This is a genomic window from Afifella aestuarii, from assembly GCF_004023665.1.
Classification (GTDB): Bacteria; Pseudomonadota; Alphaproteobacteria; order Rhizobiales; family Afifellaceae; genus Afifella; species Afifella aestuarii.
Map to the genome: position 1 here is coordinate 622703 of NZ_SAUF01000001.1, position 18954 is coordinate 641656.

Consider the following 18954-nt stretch of genomic DNA (forward strand, 5'->3'; position numbering starts at 1 on the left):
TCTATAAGGGGAAATCCCATCTCTCTAGCCGATTCGAAAGCTTATGACGGACACACCCGAGACGCCACGCATTAGCCTCCCGTCAGATTACGGGGCGGGCTCCATCAAGGTCCTCAAGGGCCTCGATGCCGTGCGCAAGCGACCCGGCATGTATATCGGCGACACCGATGACGGGTCGGGCCTGCACCATATGGTCTACGAGGTGGTCGACAACGCCATCGACGAGGCGCTTGCAGGCTGGGCCTCCGAAGTGTCGGTCACGCTCAATTCCGATGGCTCGGTCACGGTGATGGACAATGGTCGCGGCATTCCGACCGATCTGCATCCCGAAGAGGGCGTGTCTGCTGCCGAAGTGATCATGACGCAGCTGCATGCCGGCGGAAAGTTCGACCAGAATTCCTACAAGGTTTCCGGCGGTCTGCACGGTGTGGGCGTCTCCGTCGTCAATGCGCTGTCCTCCTGGCTCAAGCTCAAGATCTGGCGCGACGGCAAAATCAACGAGATGCGTTTCGTGCACGGTGTCGCCGAGCAGCCGCTCGCGGTGATCGGTGAGGCGGGCGATATGACCGGCACCGAAGTCACCTTCATGCCGTCGACCGAAACATTCACGATGACGGAGTTCGACTTCGACACCCTGGAGCGCCGCCTGCGCGAGCTCGCTTTCTTGAATTCGGGCGTCAAGATCCGCCTGACCGATCGCCGTCATGCGGATGTGCGCGAGGAGCTCCTGGAATATGAAGGCGGCCTTGAAGCCTTCGTGCGCTATGTCGACCGGTCGAAGAAGCCGCTGATGCCGGCACCGATCGCGGTCTATCATGAGCGCGACGGCATCACCGTCGAGGCGGCTTTGTGGTGGAACGACAGCTATCACGAGACGGTGCTTCTCTTCACCAACAACATTCCGCAGCGTGACGGCGGCACCCATCTCGCCGGCTTCCGAGGCGCGCTGACGCGGCAGGTTTCGGCCTATGCGGAGAGCTCCGGCATCGTGAAGCGCGAGAAGGTATCCCTGACCGGCGACGATTGTCGTGAAGGACTTTCCTGCGTTCTGTCAGTGAAGGTGCCGGATCCGAAATTTTCCTCGCAGACCAAGGATAAGCTGGTCTCCTCCGAAGTGCGCCCCGTGGTGGAATCGGTCATCAACGAGGCGCTCTCCACCTGGTTCGAGGAGCATCCGGCGGAAGCCAAGATCGTCGTCAGCAAGGTGGTCGAAGCCGCCGCTGCGCGCGAAGCAGCCAGAAAGGCGCGCGATCTCACCCGCCGCAAAGGCGCGCTCGACATCTCCTCGCTGCCCGGCAAGCTCAAGGATTGTTCGGAGCGCGATCCCTCCAAATCGGAAATCTTCATCGTCGAGGGTGACTCGGCTGGCGGGTCGGCGCAGATGGGCCGCGATCGCGGCTATCAGGCCGTTCTGCCGCTTCGAGGCAAGATCCTCAATGTCGAGCGCGCGCGCTTCGACAAGATGCTCTCCTCCGATCAGATCGGCACCTTGATCACGGCGCTCGGCACCGGCATCGGCAAGGAAGAATTCAACCCCGACAAGCTGCGCTACCACACCATCGTCATCATGACGGATGCCGATGTCGACGGCGCGCATATTCGCACGCTGCTGCTGACCTTTTTCTATCGGCAGATGCGCGAGCTGATCGATCGCGGGCACATCTTCATCGCGCAGCCGCCGCTCTACAAAGTGACGCGTAACCGTTCCGAGCAGTATCTGAAGGACGAGCGGGCGCTTGAAGATTATCTGATCCGCGGCGGTCTGGAAGAGACGGTCCTGACGCTCGCCCATGGCGAAGAGCGGGCGCTCGAGGATCTGCGCGCCATCATCGACGAGGCGCGCGGCTTGCGCACCGCACTCGACCGGCTGCATTCGCGCTACAATCGTGCCGTCGTGGAGCAGGCGGCGCTTGCCGGCGCTCTCGATGCGGAGCGCATGGCGGTGCCGGCGGAGGCGTTGCAGATCGCCGCGAAAACGGCAGAACGCCTCGATCGCATGGCCGATGAGACGGAAAAGGGCTGGCAGGGCGAGGTGCGCGACGGTGGCGTGCTCCTGCAGCGCACCTTGCGCGGCGTGACGGAGGTCGTGCGCCTCGATTCGGCGCTGATCGGTTCGGCCGATGCGAAGTCGATCAATCATCATGCCCAGCCGCTGATGGCCGTCTTCGACGAGCCGGCAAGGCTGCGACGCAAAGAGGTCGACAGCACGGTGTTCGGGCCGATGCAGCTTCTGGAGGGCGTCTTCGCCGTGGGGCGCAAGGGCATCACGCTGCAGCGCTATAAAGGGCTCGGCGAGATGAACCCGGATCAGCTCTGGGAGACGACGCTCGATCCGGAAAGCCGCTCGCTTCTGCAGGTCTCGGTCAAGGACGCGGACGCGGCCGAAATGATCTTCTCGGGCCTGATGGGCGACGATGTCGAGCCGCGGCGCGAGTTCATTCAGACGAACGCGCTGCAGGTGGCGAACCTCGACGTCTGAGGCTCGGCTCAGCGGTGGGCGCGCCCCGGTGCTTTGCCGGGGCGAGGTGCGTCTGCCGCTCGTTTCAAAGGCCGAAGATTTCGCCGATGCGTTCGAAGAACGTCGTTTCTTCGCGCACCAGCCGGATGCCGAGATTGGCGGGCGGGATGCCGACCGAACAGGCGCCGGCTGACGGGTTGCGCACGAAGCTCGTCAGATAGGCCCTGTGCTCGCCCTCGGCGATGCGCACGCCGCAGCTTTCATGGGTGCTCGCAACACCCGTTTCGTCGAGCCGGTGGCGCGTGAAACAGGTCGACGTCCATTCCCAGATATTGCCTGAGATATCCAACAGGCCGTTCTCGTTTTCACCGAAGCTGCCGATGGGCCGCGGTTCGGCCTCGACCTTGCGGGCGCGTGCGGCCTCCGCGTCATAGCTTGCCAGCCAGCGTTCCGCCGGATTGTCCGTATCGGTCGTGACGCCGAGGCCATCGTCCTGAAAGCGCGCGCCGGCCGCGATCGCCCATTCCTCGTCCGTCGGCAGGCGGTAATGATCGCCGGTCGTTTCCGACAGATACGCGGCATAGGCAATCGCATCGTCGTAGCTGACGCCGACGAGGGGGAGTGCCGCATCTCCCGCCTCGTCCAGCGCCCGGCAGGCGCCTGCGGCGACGCAAGCGGAATATTCGCCGCGCGTCACCTGCCGTTTCATGATGAAGAAGGCGCGATCCGGCGTGATCTTCGCAAGCGGGGGGTCGACGGGATGGCTGCCGCGAAGAAATTCGCCGGAGGGCCTATAAGCGACTTCCTGGCTCTCGATGCGCACGAAGACGGGATCGTCCTGCGCCTTATCCGCTGCGATCGCGGGCTCGATGAAAGCGGAACCGGAAAGGGCGATGAGGAGCGCGCCTGAGGCCATGGCGTCGCGAAGCGTCTTATGAAGCTGCATCGTCCCCTCCTCGCATTTTGAGGGTAGGGCGGCCCGCCGGGGGGCGTGGCGGGCCGCTCCGCCGGCCTGTCGGTCGGCGGGAAGGTTCGTCGTCAGGTCGTCAGGCCTGGATCGGGCCCGGAGCGCTCACCTGGGTCATCAGGTCGTTGTCCCAGTCGCCTTCCACCTTCACATGACCGGTGGCGCCGAGCTCCGCCGCCTCGATCAGGTTGTGGTTGACGTAGGCGTAGATGCCGGGCTGGCGGAAGGTGTAGACGGCCGCCGCCGCGCTGCCGCCGCGCACGAACCAGGTCTCCTGGTCCTTCTGCGGGGCATTGGCGAATTTGCCGTTTTCCCAGACCCAATCGCCGTGCCCGCCGATGAGATGCGGGCGGCTGTCGCGGTTGGCGCAGGAATGGATGAAGAGCACCGTCTCGCCGACCTTGGCCGTCATGGCATTCTCGCCGGTCAGCGCACCGACCTTGCCGTTGAAGACGACATGGGTCGGAATGAGGCCGCGCATCACGTCGAGCGTGTCGGAATAGGATTCGCCGGGACCGTCATAGGTCTTGTAATTCCCATCCTCGTCGCGCGGGATGTAGAGGTCGAATTCCCCGATCGTGTAGATGCGGTCGTAGTGGAGTGGCTTGCCCTCGCCGTCCTTGAGGCCGTCGCGCGGCAGAACCAGAACCGCACCGCTCATGCCGGAGACGACGTGCCAGGGCACCATGCCGGTCGGCGCGCAATGGTAGATGAAGACGCCGGGGCGGAAGGCTTTGAAGCGCAGCACCGTCTGCTCGCCCGGATTGATGAGGGTGAGGCCGCCGCCGCCGAGCGCGCCCGTGGAGGCGTGGAAATCGATATTGTGCGGCATGGTGTTGGTTTCCGGATTGACCAGGGTCAGCTCCAGATAATCGCCCTCATGCACCACCATCGTCGGTCCGGGCATGGAGCCTTCGTAGGTCATGGCCTGGAATTCGGTGCCCTGGTCGTCGACGACGACCTTCTTTTCCTGCACCGTCATCTTGAATTCGACGATCTTGGGTCCGCCCTTGGCGACCTGGTCATGCGCCATGACATGCGGCGGTGTCACGAGCTTGCCCTTCACGCGCGGCAGATCGCCGACCTTGGTCGCGGGAGCGAGGCCATCGGAGGCCTTCTCGGTGGCACGGGCAGGAGCGCTCGCCAGAAAGGCGGCTGTGGCGGCACTGGCGGCACCCATCAATGCGGAGCGGCGGGTGATCATCGATCTCGTCCTTCTATCTCGATCTCGTTCGATGACAGGAATGAACACCCGATCGTGGAAAGTGTTTTTGCGGAAAAGCAAAGAACCGAACGTTCGACCATTTGGGGCGGTGCGACATTCTGTCAGTAAAAGCGGGCAGGGCGGCTGCGACATTCTGTCAATACATGCGCGGCCGTCTCCTATTTTCGTTTTCTCTGAAGCAGAACCCCATCACGCTCGTCCGCTATGAGATCTTGCCGGTGTTTGTGGTGGCGCAACGAGCGGCGGCGGTCGCCGGCCTAGATTTCAGACCTGTTTGAAACGTGGAGGATGAAGGCATGACCGTTTCTGCCGCCGAGGACCGGCTCGTCGATTTGCGCGAGGTCACGAAACCGATGCGGCGCGTCGCCTTCTTTGCCGCCTTCGATGAGCTTCAGACGGGCGAGGCCCTTCTCATCGTCAACGATCACGATCCGATGGGTCTGTTTCATTATCTGCAGATCGCCATCCCGGGTGACTTCACCTGGGAATATGTCGAGCGCGGCCCGGATGAATGGCGCGTCAGGATCGGCCGGATTTCGAGCTGAGCGATGTCTGCGTTTTCTGCTGCGGTCGCCGCGGGTCCCGGTCGGCGGAGCGGCTGGTTTCTTGCTGCACCCTTCCGACCGTTCTTCATCGGCGCCTCGCTTTTTGCCGCCTCCGCCGTGCCCGTCTGGCTGTGGCTTTATCTGATCGAGCCCGTCGAGGTTGCCGGCATGCCGGCACTTGCATGGCACGCGCATGAAATGGTGTTCGGCTATCTGCCGGCGGTGATGGCGGGCTATCTTCTGTCGCTTGCTGGCGCGGGGACGGGAGAGGGAGAGGGGGCTCTGCCCGGGCGGTCGATCGCGCTTCTTTTCTTTCTCTGGATCGCCGGCCGCCTGCTGCCGCTCGTCGTGCCATTCGCCGTCGGAACGGCGGTCGACGTTCTCTTTCCTCTCGCCGTTGCGGGCGTGCTCTTAAAGCTTTCGCGCTTTCCGAGCGCAAAACAGTCGAAGCACGGGCTCGTCCTCTTCCCCCTTCTTGCGGCGGCCTCGCTGGCGCATCGCGTCTTCGCTTTGGGTGATGGGGCGGCCGATTATGAGATGGTGGCACTTCTCTCCCGCCTCGGCATTTCCGTCGGCGCTCTCCTCATCGGGGCCGTCGGCGGGCGTCTCGTGCCCGAGCTCACGCGTCTCGCCCTCGGAGATGAAGCCGGTGAGCGCGTGCCGGAGCCCTATCGCCGCTTCGATCTGATCGCGCTTCTGTCTCTCTCAGCCGGTCTTGTCGCCTGGGTGCTCGTGCCGTCGCATCCGCTCACTTTCGTGCTGGCGGGGATGGCCGCCCTCATCAACCTTGCGCGCCTCGTGCGCTGGCGGGGCTTCCTTCTCGGTGATCTGCCGACGCTTGCCCTTCACGGCGGCTATCTATGGCTGATCGCCGGGCTTTGCCTTGCTGCCCTCGCCGCGTCGCCTGCCTCTCTCGTGCCCGCCGATGCGGCGCTGCATGCGCTCTCTGCCGGGGCGATCGGCACGATGACGCTTGCCGTCATGGCGCGACTTGCGGTTTCGGCCGAACCGGGGCGGCTGGTCGGGAAGGCGGTGCGGCTCGCCATTGTTCTCGTCCATGCGGGCGCCCTTTTGCGGGTTGCGGCGCCGTTCGTTGTCGATCTCTACCGTCCGCTCCTGGCGGGCGGCGGGACGTTTTGGTCGGCCGCCTTTTTTCTCTTTTTCGTCGTCCAGATCATGCCGCTCTTTGGGGGACGCGGCCGCATCCGCGAAACCTGAAAAGCCTCTCGCCTCACAGCGATTTGTCCAAGGCGCGCTGCCTGCGACCTGACAAGCGCCGTCTGCCTCCTAGTTTCGGTTGCGAGACTTGACCTTGAGGGAGGTTCGTATGCATCTCGACAGGAGATCACTTTTTCTCACCCTGGCCGCCGGGACAGCCGGTGCAGCCGCCATGACGCGCGGCATTGGCAGAGCCGGCGCGCAGAGCGCATCTGAAGGAAATCAAGAGATGGCCGGAATGTCGGCGCCGGACGAGCAGCTTCCGAGCGCCTATCGCTATCAGCTCGGCGATTTCCTCGTCACGCAGCTCTCCGACGGCATGGCGGAGCGCCCGCTTCAGGACGGTTTCGTCGTCAATGCCGAGCTTAAGGACGTGAAGGCGGCGTTGCGCGAGGCGTTTCTGCCGGAGGACAAGCTCTTCATTCCGTTCACGCCGCTCACATTGCGCAAGGACGAGGATCTCATCCTCTTCGATACCGGCTTCGGCGAGAAAGGCCCGCCCACGGCCGGCCAGCTGAAACGCGGCATGGCGGCGACGGGCATGGCGCCGGAAGACGTCACAAAGGTGGTGATCAGCCATTTCCACGGCGATCACATCATGGGGCTCACCACCAAGGACGGCGCGCCGGTCTATCCGAATGCCGAAGTTTTTGTGCCGGAGCCGGAATACGCCTATTGGATGAGCGACGACAACAAGGCCAATGCGCCGGAAGGGCGGCGCGGGAATTTCGATCTCGCGCAGCAGATTTTCGGCACGCTCGATGATCGCCTGACGCAGTTTTCCTGGGACGAGGAGTTTTTGCCCGGCATCACCGCGATCGACGCGCATGGCCATACGCCGGGACACACGGTCTTCGCGATCGCATCGGGCGACGAGAAGATGATGTTCCTGTCCGATACGACCAACCATCCGGCGCTTTTCGTCACGCATCCGGACTGGTCGGCGGTGTTCGATCAGGATGCCGATGCGGCACGCGAGACGCGCCACCGCATTCTCGACATGGTGGCCGAGGAGCGCATGCGCATCGCTTCCTATCACTTCCCGTTCCCGGCGACCGGGCATATCGGCAAGGACGGCGACGGCTATCGCTATGTGCCGGCGCAATGGATGCCGGTCTTGAAGGGCGTCAGCTGAGGCACTCTTGAGCGGCGCAGAAGAGGCGCACTTGCGCCAAAATCTCCCGCCTTGCGCGGGAGGTTTTTCTCCTGGGCGGGCGGATGGCCGCTAAAACCCGAGAAAACCCGCCATTTCGTTGATCAAAACGCGCTGGAAAGCCTGAGCGCGCGGTGAAGGCTGCTGGCCCGCGATGCGCTCCTCCAGCGGATCCGGCGCATGGATCTCAGAGCGCGACAGCGTCTCGATGACCTGATGCCCGCAGAAGGGCACATGCAGCTCCGAATAACCGCCTTCATGGACGACGACGAGGCGGCTGCCGCAGAGTTCGAGCGCCCTTTCCATCAGAAGCCGTGTCATCTGGCGGAAGGTCGAGGCCGAGGTCAGCATGCGCCCGAGCGGATCGACGCCGGAGGAATCAAAGCCGCAGGCGACGATGATCGCGTCCGGCCGAAACCGGGTGAGGGCCGGGCTCACGATCTTCTCGAAGGCGTAGAGATAGGCGTCGTGGCCGCCGCCCGGCAGGAGCGGGACGTTGATGTTGTAGCCTTCGCCAGCCCCTTCGCCGCGGGCCTCGATCCGCCCCGAGCCGGGCGGGTAATTGTTTTCCTGGTGGAGCGAAATCGTCAGGACGTCGCTGCGGCCGTAGAAGATCGCCTCGGTGCCGTTGCCGTGATGCACGTCCCAATCGACGACGGCGATGCGCTCCGCCCGCCGCTCGGCGAAAGCCGTCTCGATGGCGATGGCGATATTGGCGAGAAGACAAAAGCCCATCGGCCGATCCGGCAGGCAATGATGTCCCGGCGGGCGCGACAGCGCATAGGCGTTGACCATTTCCTCGCCGAGGACGGCGCGAAGCGCTTCTGTCGCAAGGCCTGCCGAGAGAGCGGCGATCTCGTAACCGCCCGGCCCGAACGGGGTGCGTTGACCGAGCTCGCCGCCGCCCGCGTCGGAGAGCTGTTTGAATTCGCGGAGGTAATGTTCCGGATGGACCCGGCGCAGCATCTCGTCCGTCGCCGGTGCGGCAGAGCGCTGATCGAGCTCACCGATCAGGCCGGTGCGCTCCAAGAGGTTCTTGAGCCGCCGTTTGCTCTCCGGGCTTTCCGGTAGCCCGTTCATGGGCTGAACCAGCCCGCCGGCCGGCACCATGAAGGCGTAATTGCCGCCACCGTGCCAGAAACAGGCCTCGTCGCTGAAGAAGCCGGTATGTCTCAGTCCATCGCTCATCCGATATGGCTAGACTGCCCGTTCTTGTCTCACAAGCAAAGAGAAGGCGAGCCGGGCATTTCGCCGGGGCTTACCTTCTCACCATTCGCCGCGTCTTTCTTTCTTCAGCGCGCCGCGGGCCTTCTTTGTCTGCAAGCGCCGCTCCTTTGAGGCGCGGGTCGGTCGTGTCGGCCGGCGCTTCTTGGGTGCGGTCAGAGCCTGGCGGATGAGCATGACGAGGCGCTTTTCGGCATCCTCGCGGTTCTGCTCCTGGCTGCGGAAGCGTTCCGCGCGGATGACGAGGACGCCGTCCTTGTTCAGGCGGCGGCCGGCAAGGCCGGTGACGCGCTGCTTTACGTCGGGTGGCAGGCTCTGCGAGGCGGCAAGCGCAAAGCGCAGCTCCACCGCGCTCGCCACCTTGTTGACGTTCTGCCCGCCGGGGCCGGACGCCTGGACGAAGCGCTCTTCGATTTCGTCTTCGGCAAGCGCGATGTTGGTGGAAATGCGGATCATGCTAAAAGATCGCGGCCGGTTCTGTTCTTCTCAATCATCAAATGGCTTCGTCAGGCCGCCCGCCACCTTCCACGATTGCGCCTCAGCCGTGGTCTTGCAGAAAGGCGTCGAAGGCTCTGAGGGCCGCACCTCCATAGACCACCGAGGGGCCGCCGCCCATATGGATGGCGGTGCCGATCGCCTCGGCCACCTCCGCGCGCGTGGCGCCGCAATCGGCCACGGCTTTGGCATGGTAGGCGATGCAGCCATCGCAGCGTACCGATACGGCGATTGCGAGCGAAATGAGCTCTTTGACCTTCGGCGACAGGGCGGCCTCCTCGGAGGCGGCTTCGCCGAGCGCGCCGAAGGCCTGCATCAGGTCAGGGATGGCGCCTTGCAGAAGCTCGATGCCTTCGGTGACCTCCTGCAGGGTTTCCGGGAAGTTCTCGCTCATGGGCCTGCTCCTCTGTGCTGGGGCTCCCTGGCGCGGGGCCCGGGCAAGGCCATGCTATCGCGGCTTTCGAGGGCAGGGCGTGACACGTATTGACGCGCTTGCGTCTCTCTCGGGACGGGGCTGCCTCACGCGGCAGACAGCAGGCACAGCCGGCAGCGATAGCCCTCGCGTTCGTGATAGGGCGCGTCGATCAACTCGTTGATGCGCAGATGTCCGTCCGCCTCGAAGCGGGTGAGCGCATCGGGATAGGCCTGCGCCTCCCAGACATTTTCGTGCACGGTGATGACGAGAGGCGCGTCCTTCTTCACCACGCGAGCAAGATCGGCGATCGCATCGGGGCCGACATGGCCGGAGGTGAAAACCCCGACGCTGATCGCCGCGTCATAGCTGTCGTCGGCAATGTTCAAACGCTCCGTCAGATCCGCCACGTCGAGATTGCGGTAGACGTTCTTCTCCGCCGCCACATCCAGCATGCCCGGCGACAGATCGATGCCATCGACGGCGCCGAGCCCACGGCGGGAGAGTTCTTCGCCGACGAGGCCCGTGCCGCAGCCGGCATCGAGCACGCGCGCCTTGTCGTCGACGAGGTCGGCAAGGGCCGCGGCCGCAAGCTTCGGCGCAACATAGCCCATGCCGCGCAATGTGTCGGTGTCGTAGTCCCTGGCCCATGCGGCATAGACATTGCGCGTTTCGTCGCGGTCCCCGGCGAGCGCATAGACGCGTTTCAGGATCGGATTGTCGCTCACGGCTTTGTGCCTCCCTGCTTCGCTTGAGCAAGAACTAGGCAGATGTGGGCGCGATGGCAAATCGGGGGCCGGAGAGTGCCTGCGATCGAGAGGCGTCTTTGCGATGGCCCGATGGTTCGTCGGCGGTGGCTCGACGGTCGTGGCTCGACGGTCGTGGCTCGGCGGCGGTGGCTCGGCGGTGGTCCAGCTCGGGCGGCCTCTTGGCGGCGAGGCTCGCTGACGGGGCAATGCCGCTTTCAAGGGGCGGGCAGACGATCCTCACGCCTTTGACGAGGTCCGGCCTGAGGGGCGGATAGGTGCGTCTCACGCTCCCGGTCCTCATAAACGCGCAGCAGGCGTCGACACGCCGTTGCAGGCCCGCCTTTGATCGGTTACATGGGCGTGAGCTGCACCCGTAGCTCAGCTGGATAGAGCGCTGCCCTCCGAAGGCAGAGGTCACAGGTTCGAATCCTGTCGGGTGCGCCAAGTTTCCCAAACATTGCAAGCACTTAGCGGAGTCGCCTTTCAAGCGGCAGAGGCCTCAGACGCCGCCAGGCGGCAAATAGGCGGCACGCTCAGCCCAACAATTCCCGCGCCAGCGCCCGCAAGCCATGCGGGTCGTCGTCCCCCGGGCTTTCCCCCTCAGAATCGCGCCGCGGCTCTCCTGCGGCCTCGTTGACCCCGTCTCGGGCCGGTGCTGGCGCCGGCAGCAGTCGCGGTTGATCCTTCAGTGCGGCCACCTCCTGGCGAAGCGCCACGAGCTCGGCGTGCATGGCCTGCAACGCCTGCAACATCGCTTGTTGCATACTCTCGGCGGTCGCCGTCGCAGATTGTTGCATCTCGCCCGGCATCTCCCGCGGCTCACCGTAGGCGCGGATCGCCTCTGAGAGGTCTATGACGCGCTTCCCGTCGCCTCGGACGGTGCATGACAAGCGGCCGGCATCGATGTGGCGGTGCACGGTGGCCCGGTGCTTGCCGAACAGCCTGGCGGCCTCGGTGATGGTCAGTTGCATGGCGTTGCAGAACGTCGCGGCGGGGATGTTGCGATGATCCCTCGCCATTGAAGGCAGTGCAATCGGGCCAGTCGCTTGGCGAGCTGCCCATCAGGCGTTACTGATCGCCCATCGAGCGCGATCGCGGCTGCAGCAGAGTCCGTCAAGCCACCGCGCGAGCCGATGCCAATCCAAGCTTCCGGCAAAGCTCTTTGAATTCAGCATGGCTGGACGCGACAGGAGGCATCAGGAAATCGGTGTTAGTCCCATCTGGCTCGAACCGAGTTTGATCGTTCGTGTTGCGCCGGAAATTGCGAAGCGCCACGGTATCGATGAAAACGTGGGGGCTGATGCCGGGAACAGGCCTGTCGGAAACGATTCGGCCGATATTGGAACCGATCATAGTCGACCAGGCGCCCGGTCCCGCTTGAAGTCCGGCCATCGACGGCGGCGAATCGACCTCAAAGGATCCGGCGATCCGACTTTTGTAGAGCTCGACGTCTGCTCCACTGCCGATGTGGCAGACGCTTACCCCCTTTGGCATGTGAACGGGGGTGAAATCAGGCCAACAGAAACTTGTTACGTAAACACGCCGAAACTTAGGATCTCCCATGTGCTCAGTCGGTGATATTCCTACCATAAGTATCTGAGCGCCGCCCGCCTGTTCGCGAGGGTCTGACTCCGCGAAAAGCTTTGCTGCGATCGGCGACCATTCTTCGGCTACTACCTCCGGCCTCCAGACGGCATCTTCCGGGAGATCCGGGACTAACAGGCAGTGCTGCAAGCATTCGATGAGGCGGAAGCCGATATCGACAGAACCGGCAAACCCTGCCAGCAGGTAAGGCCCCACCTGGTAGCACTTGCGGAGCATGTCTTGCTCGGTTCCATTTGAGAACGAGACGCGAACGTCAGAGATCACAAGCCCATGCCCAAAGATCGAAGAAGCGCCAATCACCCATGTCATCGGCAGACCTTTACCCGATTATTCGAGACCTGTCGTGCAGATCAGGCTGGTTGCTTTTCTCTTCGAAGCTGCTTGCCTGCGGCATCGAGCACGGGAGGCTCGCTCCCACCTGGCAAATTTGGCCCCTCAGATCGGAACAACTCCAGCGCGTCCGCCATCCCATCGACGCGGCCCGCTACGTAAGCACAGCCGGCGACGAAGAAGAGGCTGGCGATCATCGCGAGGGTCATCAGGAAGTGTCGCGTCATGCCATCACCTCGCTGGTGCCGTTGGCCGCCCCTGAAGGCGTGGTGAGCGTGTCCAGGAGCCGCCAGGCGACCGCGTCGGAATCGAGACCCACGCACTGGCAGAGCCAGTCGAGCTGGTACCGTTTCCCTCCGAGATCGAAAAGCGCCTCGCGGCCGTAGTCGCCGGCACGGCCCTGCATCCCCTTGGCGGCATCTTCAACGTAAAGGGCAAAGGCAGCCGCCCAAAGCTGGCGGCATCGGCCGGCCATCTCAGCTTCCGAATATATGCCGTCGGCACTGGTGAAGGCGGGATCAACACCGGCGAGCGGCATGTCGATGGTGGGCAGGGGATGGGCGGCGATCATGGCGGCTCCGAAAGATGAGGACACCGCTCATCGTCGAGTCACTACGGCGCCAGCTCCAGGTCGAAACGGGATATAAACTTGGCTGCATTGCCGCGCGGTCAAGACTCGGAAATAGTTGGTGGATGCCCTACGGACCATTTGACAAGCCGCTCGACGCTCTAACCTCCGAAGACATCGATAGTGTTGTCCGGGACTCTCTCCCCGAGAGCTTGTTTCTTGAGTTGAAGAAGGATCTCGCCGCCTCGGAAGGCGAGAAAACATCGCGATGGGCACAGGGTCACACGAAGAGCGTCCCGGAAGGTGCTCGCGATAAGATCGCCAGAGAAATCTGCGCCTTTGCCAACGCAGATGGCGGCACTTTGATCATCGGCATCAATGAAACGGCGGAATCGCCGGGCACACCTGGGCATGCAGATGAAGTGGTTCCGTTGCCCGAGCCCGGAAAGCTTGCGGACCAGCTTAAGCGATCCTTGGGAGACGTGATCGAACCTCCCTTGGGCAGAATTGAAGCAGCGGCTGTGCTTACCACAGAAGAAAACCACGGCGTCGTCGTTCTCCGCGGTCCCCCGTCACCACTCGCCCCGCACCGCGTGAAGGGGAAAGTGTGGCACTGCTTCATTCGTCGGGAGGACGAGAGCAAGCAAATGGATATGCGGCAAATCCAGGACATGGTGCTGCAGAGGGAGTATTCGGCGGTGCGGCTAGAGCAGCAGTTCGAACGGGAAGCGGAACGGTTTGCCAACCGGCTACAGGCGCAACGGGCCCGATCTTCTGTCGGCCAATGGCTCGGCTGGCACTTGCTCGTGATACCCGAAACATCAGTCGCTCTGGATCTGACGACGCCGTACAACACGCGCGTCTCACCGGGAGCGCTATACGAGAGCTACCGCTGCTCCGAGCCACGGAAGATGGGCCAAGCGGGAGAGCTTCTCCGGATCGAATCTGCGCGCCCGATCCTCGGTGGTATCGCCTCGTCACTATCATCCGGTTCTGGTGACAATACTAGAAGTCTGATTAACCTAGACTTGAGATGGTACAAGAATGGGCGGTTCCAGCTTGGCGTATTTTATAGGGCTGTGGAGGAGGAACCGCCGGCCATCGGGCGATCCGTCTTTACGCGTCTGCTGGCTGATTGCTTCTGGTGGCCTGCTGAGGTTCGCGCGCGCTGCGGAGATCCGTCCATCCCATTCATCATGCAAACTGCCATCGACAACGAGCCGAAGATGATGCTGGTGGAGCGTGGTGGGCCAGGCACGGTATTTGGCCAACCGACAATTGGAGGGACCCATGTCTCTCAGCTGCACGCTTTGGGTGCCGGCGAGGCCTTTGACGACGGCGTTACCGCTATCTGCGAAGACATCTTCAACGCGTTTGGCGCCGACGCCAATAGCTGTCGCTACACCTATCGGTAGTTGTAGTTTCGCCACTGAAAGCCACCACGCAACAGCCTAACGCCATAACGCTCGTCCCCGTCGTGATCTTCCAATGTCCGTAACGCCAACACGGAAATGGATACTCATGGCCGCATCCAACGCCGAGCGACAGGCCGCTTACCGGCGCCGCTTGAAGGCCCAGGGCCTGGAGCGCATCAGCGCCTATGTCGATCCCGCCACCGCCCGCACCTTTCGCAATCTCGCCGCCGCTCATGATCAGCCCCAGGCCGCTGTGTTCAAGCTCGGCACGCTGGCCGCCGCCCGGCTCCTGGCCGGCGAGAAGCTCGTCCCCGCCGATTCCGCCGAAACAGACCTCGTGCTGAGGATCGACGCATGATGCCGATCAAGGTTGAGTATTTCGAGGCCTACCCAGAGCTGATGCCGGGCATCCAGTTCTTCTCCTGCAGCGCCATCGGCGCGACGCTCCGGCCGGCACACTGCGGAGCGCGCCACGACAGAGCGTGCCGGGTCCGCTCCGTGGACGACGACAGCGACCAGGCCTTCACCATCTGCCGCCAATGCCCCGTCGGAGCCCGCCACGCCGGCAAGGAAGCCGAATCCCCTCTGGCGCCGGTGTCACCGCTTCCCGCCTTCGTCTGCTCCCGCTGCAGCCGCGGCACCATGCGCATGATCGGCGGCCAGATCTGCGTGAGCTGCTACAACCGGGAGCAGGAAGCGCGGAAGGGGCGAAACGCCCGGGGCACCAAGCCGATCACGTTTCAGCCGCTACGCCGGCACCACGTCGCCATCGACGATGGGCGAAGGGTTCGCTGGTTGGCCTTCGAGGTCCAGAACGGCCACGAGCCCCTGGTCCGGGCCTTGCGCGGCAAGCAGGCGGCCGCCTTGGTAGAAGAACGCCCGGGACGCGTCGCATGGGACCCGGATCTGGGCTTCCACTACGTGGACCAGGAAGGTGCCGTGCTGACCGAGGATCCCGGGGCCAAGGGCGAGATCCGTTACCGGCCGCGCCAGCCGGGAGAAGCGCCCGCCCGGGTCGCGCCGCCCACGATGATGATCGAGCCGGGGACCCTGCGCACTTGGCTCGAGGTGAGCGATTGCGGCGACGACCTGACGACGGACTGGCAATGGCAATCGTTCGGCTGCGCGCGTTGCCGGCGCGGGGTGCTGCGGGCGCGGCGGCGATCTGGCTGTGTTCAATGCCGGTGCGCAGCCTGCGGGGTGAGAAGCGAATGAGCGAGGGGGCACCGAAGCGCCCCTCTCGTCAGGCCACGCCGAACGGCTTGGGGCGCGAGACCTTCGGCTGCAGCTGCTGGGGCGGTGCCATCGGTTCGCCGCGCTCATTGCGCACGGTCACGTCGACCGAGGGCACGTCGAACCGGAAGCGGTGCTCCTGTGCCCGCTGGGATAGCGCCAGGTCCTTGGGCATCTTCCGCTCCCCGACTCGCTCAAGCACCTTGTCGACATAGTTCTGCGTCTCGCTCGGCAGGTGGTCGAGCCACTCGTCGCCGAACTCGCGAACGGCACCCTTCACGCGCCCGGGACCGGCGTTGTACGCGGCGAGAGCCTTCCGACGGTTGCCGCCGAACTCGCGAAGCATCGCATCGATGTAGGCCTGGCCGACGCGCTCGTACTCCGCACGGCTGTCGTTCTGGATCCCGAGGATGCCGTAGCCCGGGTCACGCGCGGTCCCCGGCATCAGCTGAGAGATGCCAAGGGCGCCAGCAGGCGACCGCACCAGGGTGCCGTCCGGATTGCGGTGCCGCGTGCCCGACTCCTGCTCAAGGATGCTGGCGAAAAGCGCGCGGCTCGCCTCACCCGTGCCGCCGGTCGGTGACAGTGTGGCTGCCTGACCGCTGGTGCCCACCGGCAACTTCCCGATCACTCCGGCCTGGGCGACCTTCACATCCGCCGCCGCCGCCCCCGTGCGGTTGCGGTCCTTCGACCCTTCCAACTGGCGCCGTCGCAGCTCGGCTTCCTCCAAGCGCTGGTTCTCGGTCTTTTCGATCCGGTCCAGCTCCTCCTGCAAACGCGCCTTCTCGGCCTCCAGACGCTTCTTCTTGTCGTCGACGATCGCCTGACGGCGCTTGTCGAATTCCTCCTGCGTCTGGTCGAGAAGCTCATGGCCTGCATCCGAGGAGCGGAACACCTGGTCCTGCTCCCAGGCCTGCGCCTTGCGCTGGTACTCCTGGCGATCGGCCTCGGTCGCGGTGCCCGCCTTCATCTTCTCGATGTAATGCTTCCGGAAGGGCTCGTTCTCCAGGTCGTAGACGCCCTTGGGAAGCAGGTCGGCAACGGCCTTGCGCCGCTGCTCCTCCAAGTCCGATAGCTGCTGATCGGTGCTGGCTTCGATCTTGCCCATCCGGTGGCTGGCGTCATTGCGAGCGATCTTCTCCAGCAGCTGCTGGCTGCTCATCTTGCCGTCGCCGGCCATGTAGAGGACGCCGGCGCGAATATCCTGGGTGAACGGCACCAGCTTGCTGGCCACGGCCGTCTTCAGGTTCTCGAGGGCGACCTTGCTGTCGCGAATGTCCTTGCCCTGGGTGGAGCCCTGGTCCCGCGTCGCCACCAGGCGTGCCAGCTCGTTCTTGATTGCCTCCTGGTCCTGGCCGGCCATCACCCGGTCCAGCGCCTCCCGCTCGGCGCTCGACAGCGCATCGGATCCGGTGCGGGAGCGGAGATCGTTGGCCACGCTGGTCCAGGTTTCGCGGCCACCGTCCTCGATCTTGGAGAGCGTGCCGAGGCTGGCGGCATTGATCCGGCTCATGTCGAACCCCTCGAGCCCCTCAAGGCGCTTGCGCAAGCTGCCCATTTCGTTCGGCTTGATGTCGAGCAGCGCCATGGCCTGCCCCATGCTCAGCCCGAGATGGTTCGCCGTCGCCGCGGCCAGCGTCTCGTTATGGCCGCCGTACTGGCGGCGCAGCTCCTCGAGGGTGGCCCTAAGGAGGGTCATGTCGCCGCCCGGCCCGACCATCCCGTAGCGGCCGGCGATGCTGTCTTCGCCGAAAGTGGTCGACAGGGTCGCGAACGGACCGCCTTCATTCCAGGTGCGGGCCTGGAAAGGGTCGAGCCCGTACCGGCGGCCGACCGTCGCACTGAAGAACTGGCTGGCCTCGCCATTGGCGCCGCCACGTCGCAGCGACTGCCCCGCCTGTCCAATGACGGCGGCACTGCCTGCCACGTCGAGCCCCGTCTGGCCGGAACCGGTCAACGCCGAGAGCAAGCCCGCATAGCCGGCGATATTGACGTTGCTGAGCGACTGGCGTGCCTGGCTGCTGGCGAAGTTGGAGATGGCATTCATGACCTCGTCGGCCTTGGCGAATGCGTCGGACTTGCCCACGGCTTCGCCGATCATCAGTGCCAGGCGACGGCTGTCGTCGGCGTCGCCAGTCAGCCGTACGCCGCGCATTTCGCCGAGAAAGCTGACGCCGCTCTGCGGATCGAGCCCCAGGGCACGGGAGAGCCCTCCACCGGTCGACAACTCATCCGCCAGCTGCTTGTAGTTGTCCTCGCTGACATTCCCCAGCTTGGTGAAGCTCGCGGCCAGCTTCTGGCCTTCTTCCCAGGTGACGTGCATGCCCTCGGCTGAGGCGCGCACACTCTCCTTCAGGTGCTCGAAGGAGACGTTGACGTCGCCGATCGCCCGCTTCAGCCGGTCATAGTCGATCTGATCCTGCTCGGCGGCACCAATCTTCTCGGTCGCAGCCCCCACGGCTTTGCCGACACCGAATGCTGCAAGTCCGCCGAGCAGGCCGACCAGACCGGCGCCGGCGCCGCCCACGAGGGCAGTGTTAAGCGCACCAGAGGCGGCATTGCCCGCACCTCCCAGCCCCCCGAGCGCGGAGGAGGCGATGTTTCGCCCCTGGCGCCGCGCCTCATCTCCAGCCGCGCTTGTTCCAGGCGGATCGCGAGGTGGAGGGGTCGAGCCGCCGCCGTGACCAGAGACACCGCCTTCGCCTGGCTTCACGGCCTTGGCCGAGTTGTCGCGCAGGATGTTGACAAGGGTCTGCATGTACCGCGTGCGCTGATGGTCGTCCGGAAAGGCCTTGTTCCAGTCGACCTCGTTCCAGTTCTTTCCACCCTGGCCGGCTTCGTGAAGCCGCTTTGCCAGGCCGGGCGCCGCCTTCTTCAGGGCCTCGAAGCGAGCAGTCATCTGCTTCATTTCTTCGAGGGTGCCCTTCTCGATCGGGTTGAACGTCACGTCTTTGAGCGACGCGGCGGCCTTGCCCAGCTCGTTGAACTGGTGCTGCATCTGCTTGACCTGCTGGTCGACGTTGCCCGTATCGAGCGACGCCGAAACTGGGATCTTGATCGCCATCAGCTGATCCCCCGCAGGTAGTTGGCGACATCGGCCGGAACCGCGCCGTGGCTTTCGACGGCCTTCTCGATCTTGAGGGCGTCAGTCCCCGTGATGTTGCCGTGGCCGCAGGCACGCGAGAGTCGCGCCTTCGCCTCGTCGACCGACATGGGCGCCGGCGCATCCTCGGCTCGCGATTTCGCCATGACGACGCGCCGCGGGCGGCGCGCCTTGGTGACCAGCATCTGCTTCGGGCCGCCGAAGGCCCGGTTGAGCAGGTCCAGCACTGCGTTGTCGTTCATGAGGTCGCTCCT

General features: G+C 64.3%; 19 protein-coding genes and 1 tRNA gene. 8 read left to right on the forward strand and 12 right to left on the reverse strand.

Features of this window, described 5'->3' with window-relative positions; all coding sequences use genetic code 11:
- The first annotated feature begins 43 nt into the window (after nt 1–43).
- Nucleotides 44–2479, forward strand: a complete 2436-nt coding sequence (gyrB, locus tag EO094_RS02835) for a DNA topoisomerase (ATP-hydrolyzing) subunit B (protein WP_128290808.1) — start codon at nt 44–46, stop codon at nt 2477–2479.
- Nucleotides 2480–2543: 64 nt separating this feature from the next.
- Here gyrB and EO094_RS02840 read toward each other — a convergent pair whose 3' ends face one another.
- Nucleotides 2544–3404, reverse strand: coding sequence for an SUMF1/EgtB/PvdO family nonheme iron enzyme (locus EO094_RS02840; RefSeq protein WP_246008344.1), 861 nt, complete (start codon nt 3402–3404; stop codon nt 2544–2546).
- Nucleotides 3405–3504: 100 nt separating this feature from the next.
- Entirely contained in the window at nt 3505–4629 is a 1125-nt protein-coding gene (gene nirK, locus EO094_RS02845; protein WP_128290809.1) for a copper-containing nitrite reductase, read from the reverse strand.
- A 317-nt stretch (nt 4630–4946) separates the two neighbouring features.
- On the opposite strand from nirK, the gene EO094_RS02850 reads away from it, so the two are divergent.
- From EO094_RS02850 to EO094_RS02860, 3 genes are all read left to right on the forward strand, one after another.
- Nucleotides 4947–5195 (forward strand): DUF2249 domain-containing protein, encoded by a 249-nt coding sequence (locus EO094_RS02850; RefSeq protein ID WP_128290810.1) that lies wholly within the window; start codon nt 4947–4949, stop codon nt 5193–5195.
- Between the two features lie 3 nt (nt 5196–5198).
- Nucleotides 5199–6413: an NnrS family protein gene (locus tag EO094_RS02855; protein ID WP_128290811.1), complete on the forward strand. Its 1215-nt coding sequence runs from the start codon at nt 5199–5201 to the stop codon at nt 6411–6413.
- A gap of 229 nt (nt 6414–6642) precedes the next feature.
- Complete coding sequence (locus tag EO094_RS02860) at nt 6643–7548, forward strand: MBL fold metallo-hydrolase (protein ID WP_246008345.1); 906 nt, start codon at nt 6643–6645, stop codon at nt 7546–7548.
- 90 nt (nt 7549–7638) lie between these two features.
- On the opposite strand, the gene EO094_RS02865 is transcribed toward EO094_RS02860, so the two are convergent.
- The 4 genes from EO094_RS02865 to EO094_RS02880 all read right to left on the reverse strand — a co-directional run bounded on the left by EO094_RS02865 (nt 7639) and on the right by EO094_RS02880 (nt 10425).
- Nucleotides 7639–8754 carry a class II histone deacetylase gene (locus tag EO094_RS02865; RefSeq protein WP_128290813.1) on the reverse strand — a complete coding sequence of 372 codons (1116 nt, stop codon included), beginning with the start codon at nt 8752–8754 and terminating at the stop codon, nt 7639–7641.
- A 78-nt stretch (nt 8755–8832) separates the two neighbouring features.
- Nucleotides 8833–9246, reverse strand: coding sequence for an alternative ribosome rescue aminoacyl-tRNA hydrolase ArfB (gene arfB / locus EO094_RS02870; protein ID WP_128290814.1), 414 nt, complete (start codon nt 9244–9246; stop codon nt 8833–8835).
- Nucleotides 9247–9328: 82 nt separating this feature from the next.
- Nucleotides 9329–9679 (reverse strand): carboxymuconolactone decarboxylase family protein, encoded by a 351-nt coding sequence (locus tag EO094_RS02875; RefSeq protein ID WP_128290815.1) that lies wholly within the window; start codon nt 9677–9679, stop codon nt 9329–9331.
- A gap of 125 nt (nt 9680–9804) precedes the next feature.
- Nucleotides 9805–10425, reverse strand: a complete 621-nt coding sequence (locus tag EO094_RS02880) for a class I SAM-dependent DNA methyltransferase (protein ID WP_164879532.1) — start codon at nt 10423–10425, stop codon at nt 9805–9807.
- A 388-nt stretch (nt 10426–10813) separates the two neighbouring features.
- On the opposite strand from EO094_RS02880, the gene EO094_RS02885 reads away from it, so the two are divergent.
- Nucleotides 10814–10890: transfer RNA gene (locus tag EO094_RS02885), tRNA-Arg, on the forward strand.
- Between the two features lie 89 nt (nt 10891–10979).
- On the opposite strand, the gene EO094_RS02890 is transcribed toward EO094_RS02885, so the two are convergent.
- The 4 genes from EO094_RS02890 to EO094_RS02905 all read right to left on the reverse strand — a co-directional run bounded on the left by EO094_RS02890 (nt 10980) and on the right by EO094_RS02905 (nt 12952).
- Nucleotides 10980–11465, reverse strand: coding sequence for a helix-turn-helix domain-containing protein (locus EO094_RS02890; protein ID WP_128290816.1), 486 nt, complete (start codon nt 11463–11465; stop codon nt 10980–10982).
- Nucleotides 11466–11559: 94 nt separating this feature from the next.
- Nucleotides 11560–12360 (reverse strand): hypothetical protein, encoded by an 801-nt coding sequence (locus tag EO094_RS02895; RefSeq protein ID WP_128290817.1) that lies wholly within the window; start codon nt 12358–12360, stop codon nt 11560–11562.
- Nucleotides 12361–12401: 41 nt separating this feature from the next.
- Nucleotides 12402–12608 carry a hypothetical protein gene (locus EO094_RS02900; RefSeq protein ID WP_128290818.1) on the reverse strand — a complete coding sequence of 69 codons (207 nt, stop codon included), beginning with the start codon at nt 12606–12608 and terminating at the stop codon, nt 12402–12404.
- Complete coding sequence (locus EO094_RS02905; protein WP_128290819.1) at nt 12605–12952, reverse strand: hypothetical protein; 348 nt, start codon at nt 12950–12952, stop codon at nt 12605–12607. The genes EO094_RS02900 and EO094_RS02905 overlap by 4 nt, the downstream gene beginning before the upstream one ends.
- A gap of 122 nt (nt 12953–13074) precedes the next feature.
- Between EO094_RS02905 and EO094_RS02910 the strand changes: the two genes are divergently transcribed.
- From EO094_RS02910 to EO094_RS02920, 3 genes are all read left to right on the forward strand, one after another.
- Nucleotides 13075–14364: an AlbA family DNA-binding domain-containing protein gene (locus EO094_RS02910; protein ID WP_164879533.1), complete on the forward strand. Its 1290-nt coding sequence runs from the start codon at nt 13075–13077 to the stop codon at nt 14362–14364.
- A 106-nt stretch (nt 14365–14470) separates the two neighbouring features.
- Complete coding sequence (locus EO094_RS02915) at nt 14471–14722, forward strand: hypothetical protein (RefSeq protein ID WP_128290821.1); 252 nt, start codon at nt 14471–14473, stop codon at nt 14720–14722.
- On the forward strand, nt 14719–15579 hold the full coding sequence (locus EO094_RS02920) for a hypothetical protein (RefSeq protein ID WP_128290822.1): 861 nt from the start codon (nt 14719–14721) through the stop codon (nt 15577–15579). The genes EO094_RS02915 and EO094_RS02920 overlap by 4 nt, the downstream gene beginning before the upstream one ends.
- A gap of 28 nt (nt 15580–15607) precedes the next feature.
- Here EO094_RS02920 and EO094_RS02925 read toward each other — a convergent pair whose 3' ends face one another.
- Together EO094_RS02925 and EO094_RS02930 are read right to left on the reverse strand one after the other, a co-directional pair.
- Nucleotides 15608–18661 (reverse strand): transglycosylase SLT domain-containing protein, encoded by a 3054-nt coding sequence (locus EO094_RS02925; RefSeq protein ID WP_128290823.1) that lies wholly within the window; start codon nt 18659–18661, stop codon nt 15608–15610.
- Nucleotides 18661–18942 carry a hypothetical protein gene (locus EO094_RS02930; protein WP_128290824.1) on the reverse strand — a complete coding sequence of 94 codons (282 nt, stop codon included), beginning with the start codon at nt 18940–18942 and terminating at the stop codon, nt 18661–18663. Before EO094_RS02930 ends, EO094_RS02925 begins: the two co-directional genes overlap by 1 nt.
- Nucleotides 18943–18954 lie beyond the last annotated feature (12 nt).

Bases quoted from the DNA above. Each gene is read 5' to 3' on its own strand.
- gyrB (WP_128290808.1), top strand. From the start codon at position 44: ATGACGGACACACCCGAGACGCCACGCATTAGCCTCCCGTCAGATTAC.
- EO094_RS02840 (WP_246008344.1), bottom strand. From the start codon at position 3,404: ATGCAGCTTCATAAGACGCTTCGCGACGCCATGGCCTCAGGCGCGCTC.
- nirK (WP_128290809.1), bottom strand. From the start codon at position 4,629: ATGATCACCCGCCGCTCCGCATTGATGGGTGCCGCCAGTGCCGCCACA.
- EO094_RS02850 (WP_128290810.1), top strand. From the start codon at position 4,947: ATGACCGTTTCTGCCGCCGAGGACCGGCTCGTCGATTTGCGCGAGGTC.
- EO094_RS02855 (WP_128290811.1), top strand. From the start codon at position 5,199: ATGTCTGCGTTTTCTGCTGCGGTCGCCGCGGGTCCCGGTCGGCGGAGC.
- EO094_RS02860 (WP_246008345.1), top strand. From the start codon at position 6,643: ATGGCCGGAATGTCGGCGCCGGACGAGCAGCTTCCGAGCGCCTATCGC.
- EO094_RS02865 (WP_128290813.1), bottom strand. From the start codon at position 8,754: ATGAGCGATGGACTGAGACATACCGGCTTCTTCAGCGACGAGGCCTGT.
- arfB (WP_128290814.1), bottom strand. From the start codon at position 9,246: ATGATCCGCATTTCCACCAACATCGCGCTTGCCGAAGACGAAATCGAA.
- EO094_RS02875 (WP_128290815.1), bottom strand. From the start codon at position 9,679: ATGAGCGAGAACTTCCCGGAAACCCTGCAGGAGGTCACCGAAGGCATC.
- EO094_RS02890 (WP_128290816.1), bottom strand. From the start codon at position 11,465: ATGGCGAGGGATCATCGCAACATCCCCGCCGCGACGTTCTGCAACGCC.
- EO094_RS02895 (WP_128290817.1), bottom strand. From the start codon at position 12,360: ATGACATGGGTGATTGGCGCTTCTTCGATCTTTGGGCATGGGCTTGTG.
- EO094_RS02900 (WP_128290818.1), bottom strand. From the start codon at position 12,608: ATGACGCGACACTTCCTGATGACCCTCGCGATGATCGCCAGCCTCTTC.
- EO094_RS02905 (WP_128290819.1), bottom strand. From the start codon at position 12,952: ATGATCGCCGCCCATCCCCTGCCCACCATCGACATGCCGCTCGCCGGT.
- EO094_RS02910 (WP_164879533.1), top strand. From the start codon at position 13,075: ATGCCCTACGGACCATTTGACAAGCCGCTCGACGCTCTAACCTCCGAA.
- EO094_RS02915 (WP_128290821.1), top strand. From the start codon at position 14,471: ATGGCCGCATCCAACGCCGAGCGACAGGCCGCTTACCGGCGCCGCTTG.
- EO094_RS02920 (WP_128290822.1), top strand. From the start codon at position 14,719: ATGATGCCGATCAAGGTTGAGTATTTCGAGGCCTACCCAGAGCTGATG.
- EO094_RS02925 (WP_128290823.1), bottom strand. From the start codon at position 18,661: ATGGCGATCAAGATCCCAGTTTCGGCGTCGCTCGATACGGGCAACGTC.
- EO094_RS02930 (WP_128290824.1), bottom strand. From the start codon at position 18,942: ATGAACGACAACGCAGTGCTGGACCTGCTCAACCGGGCCTTCGGCGGC.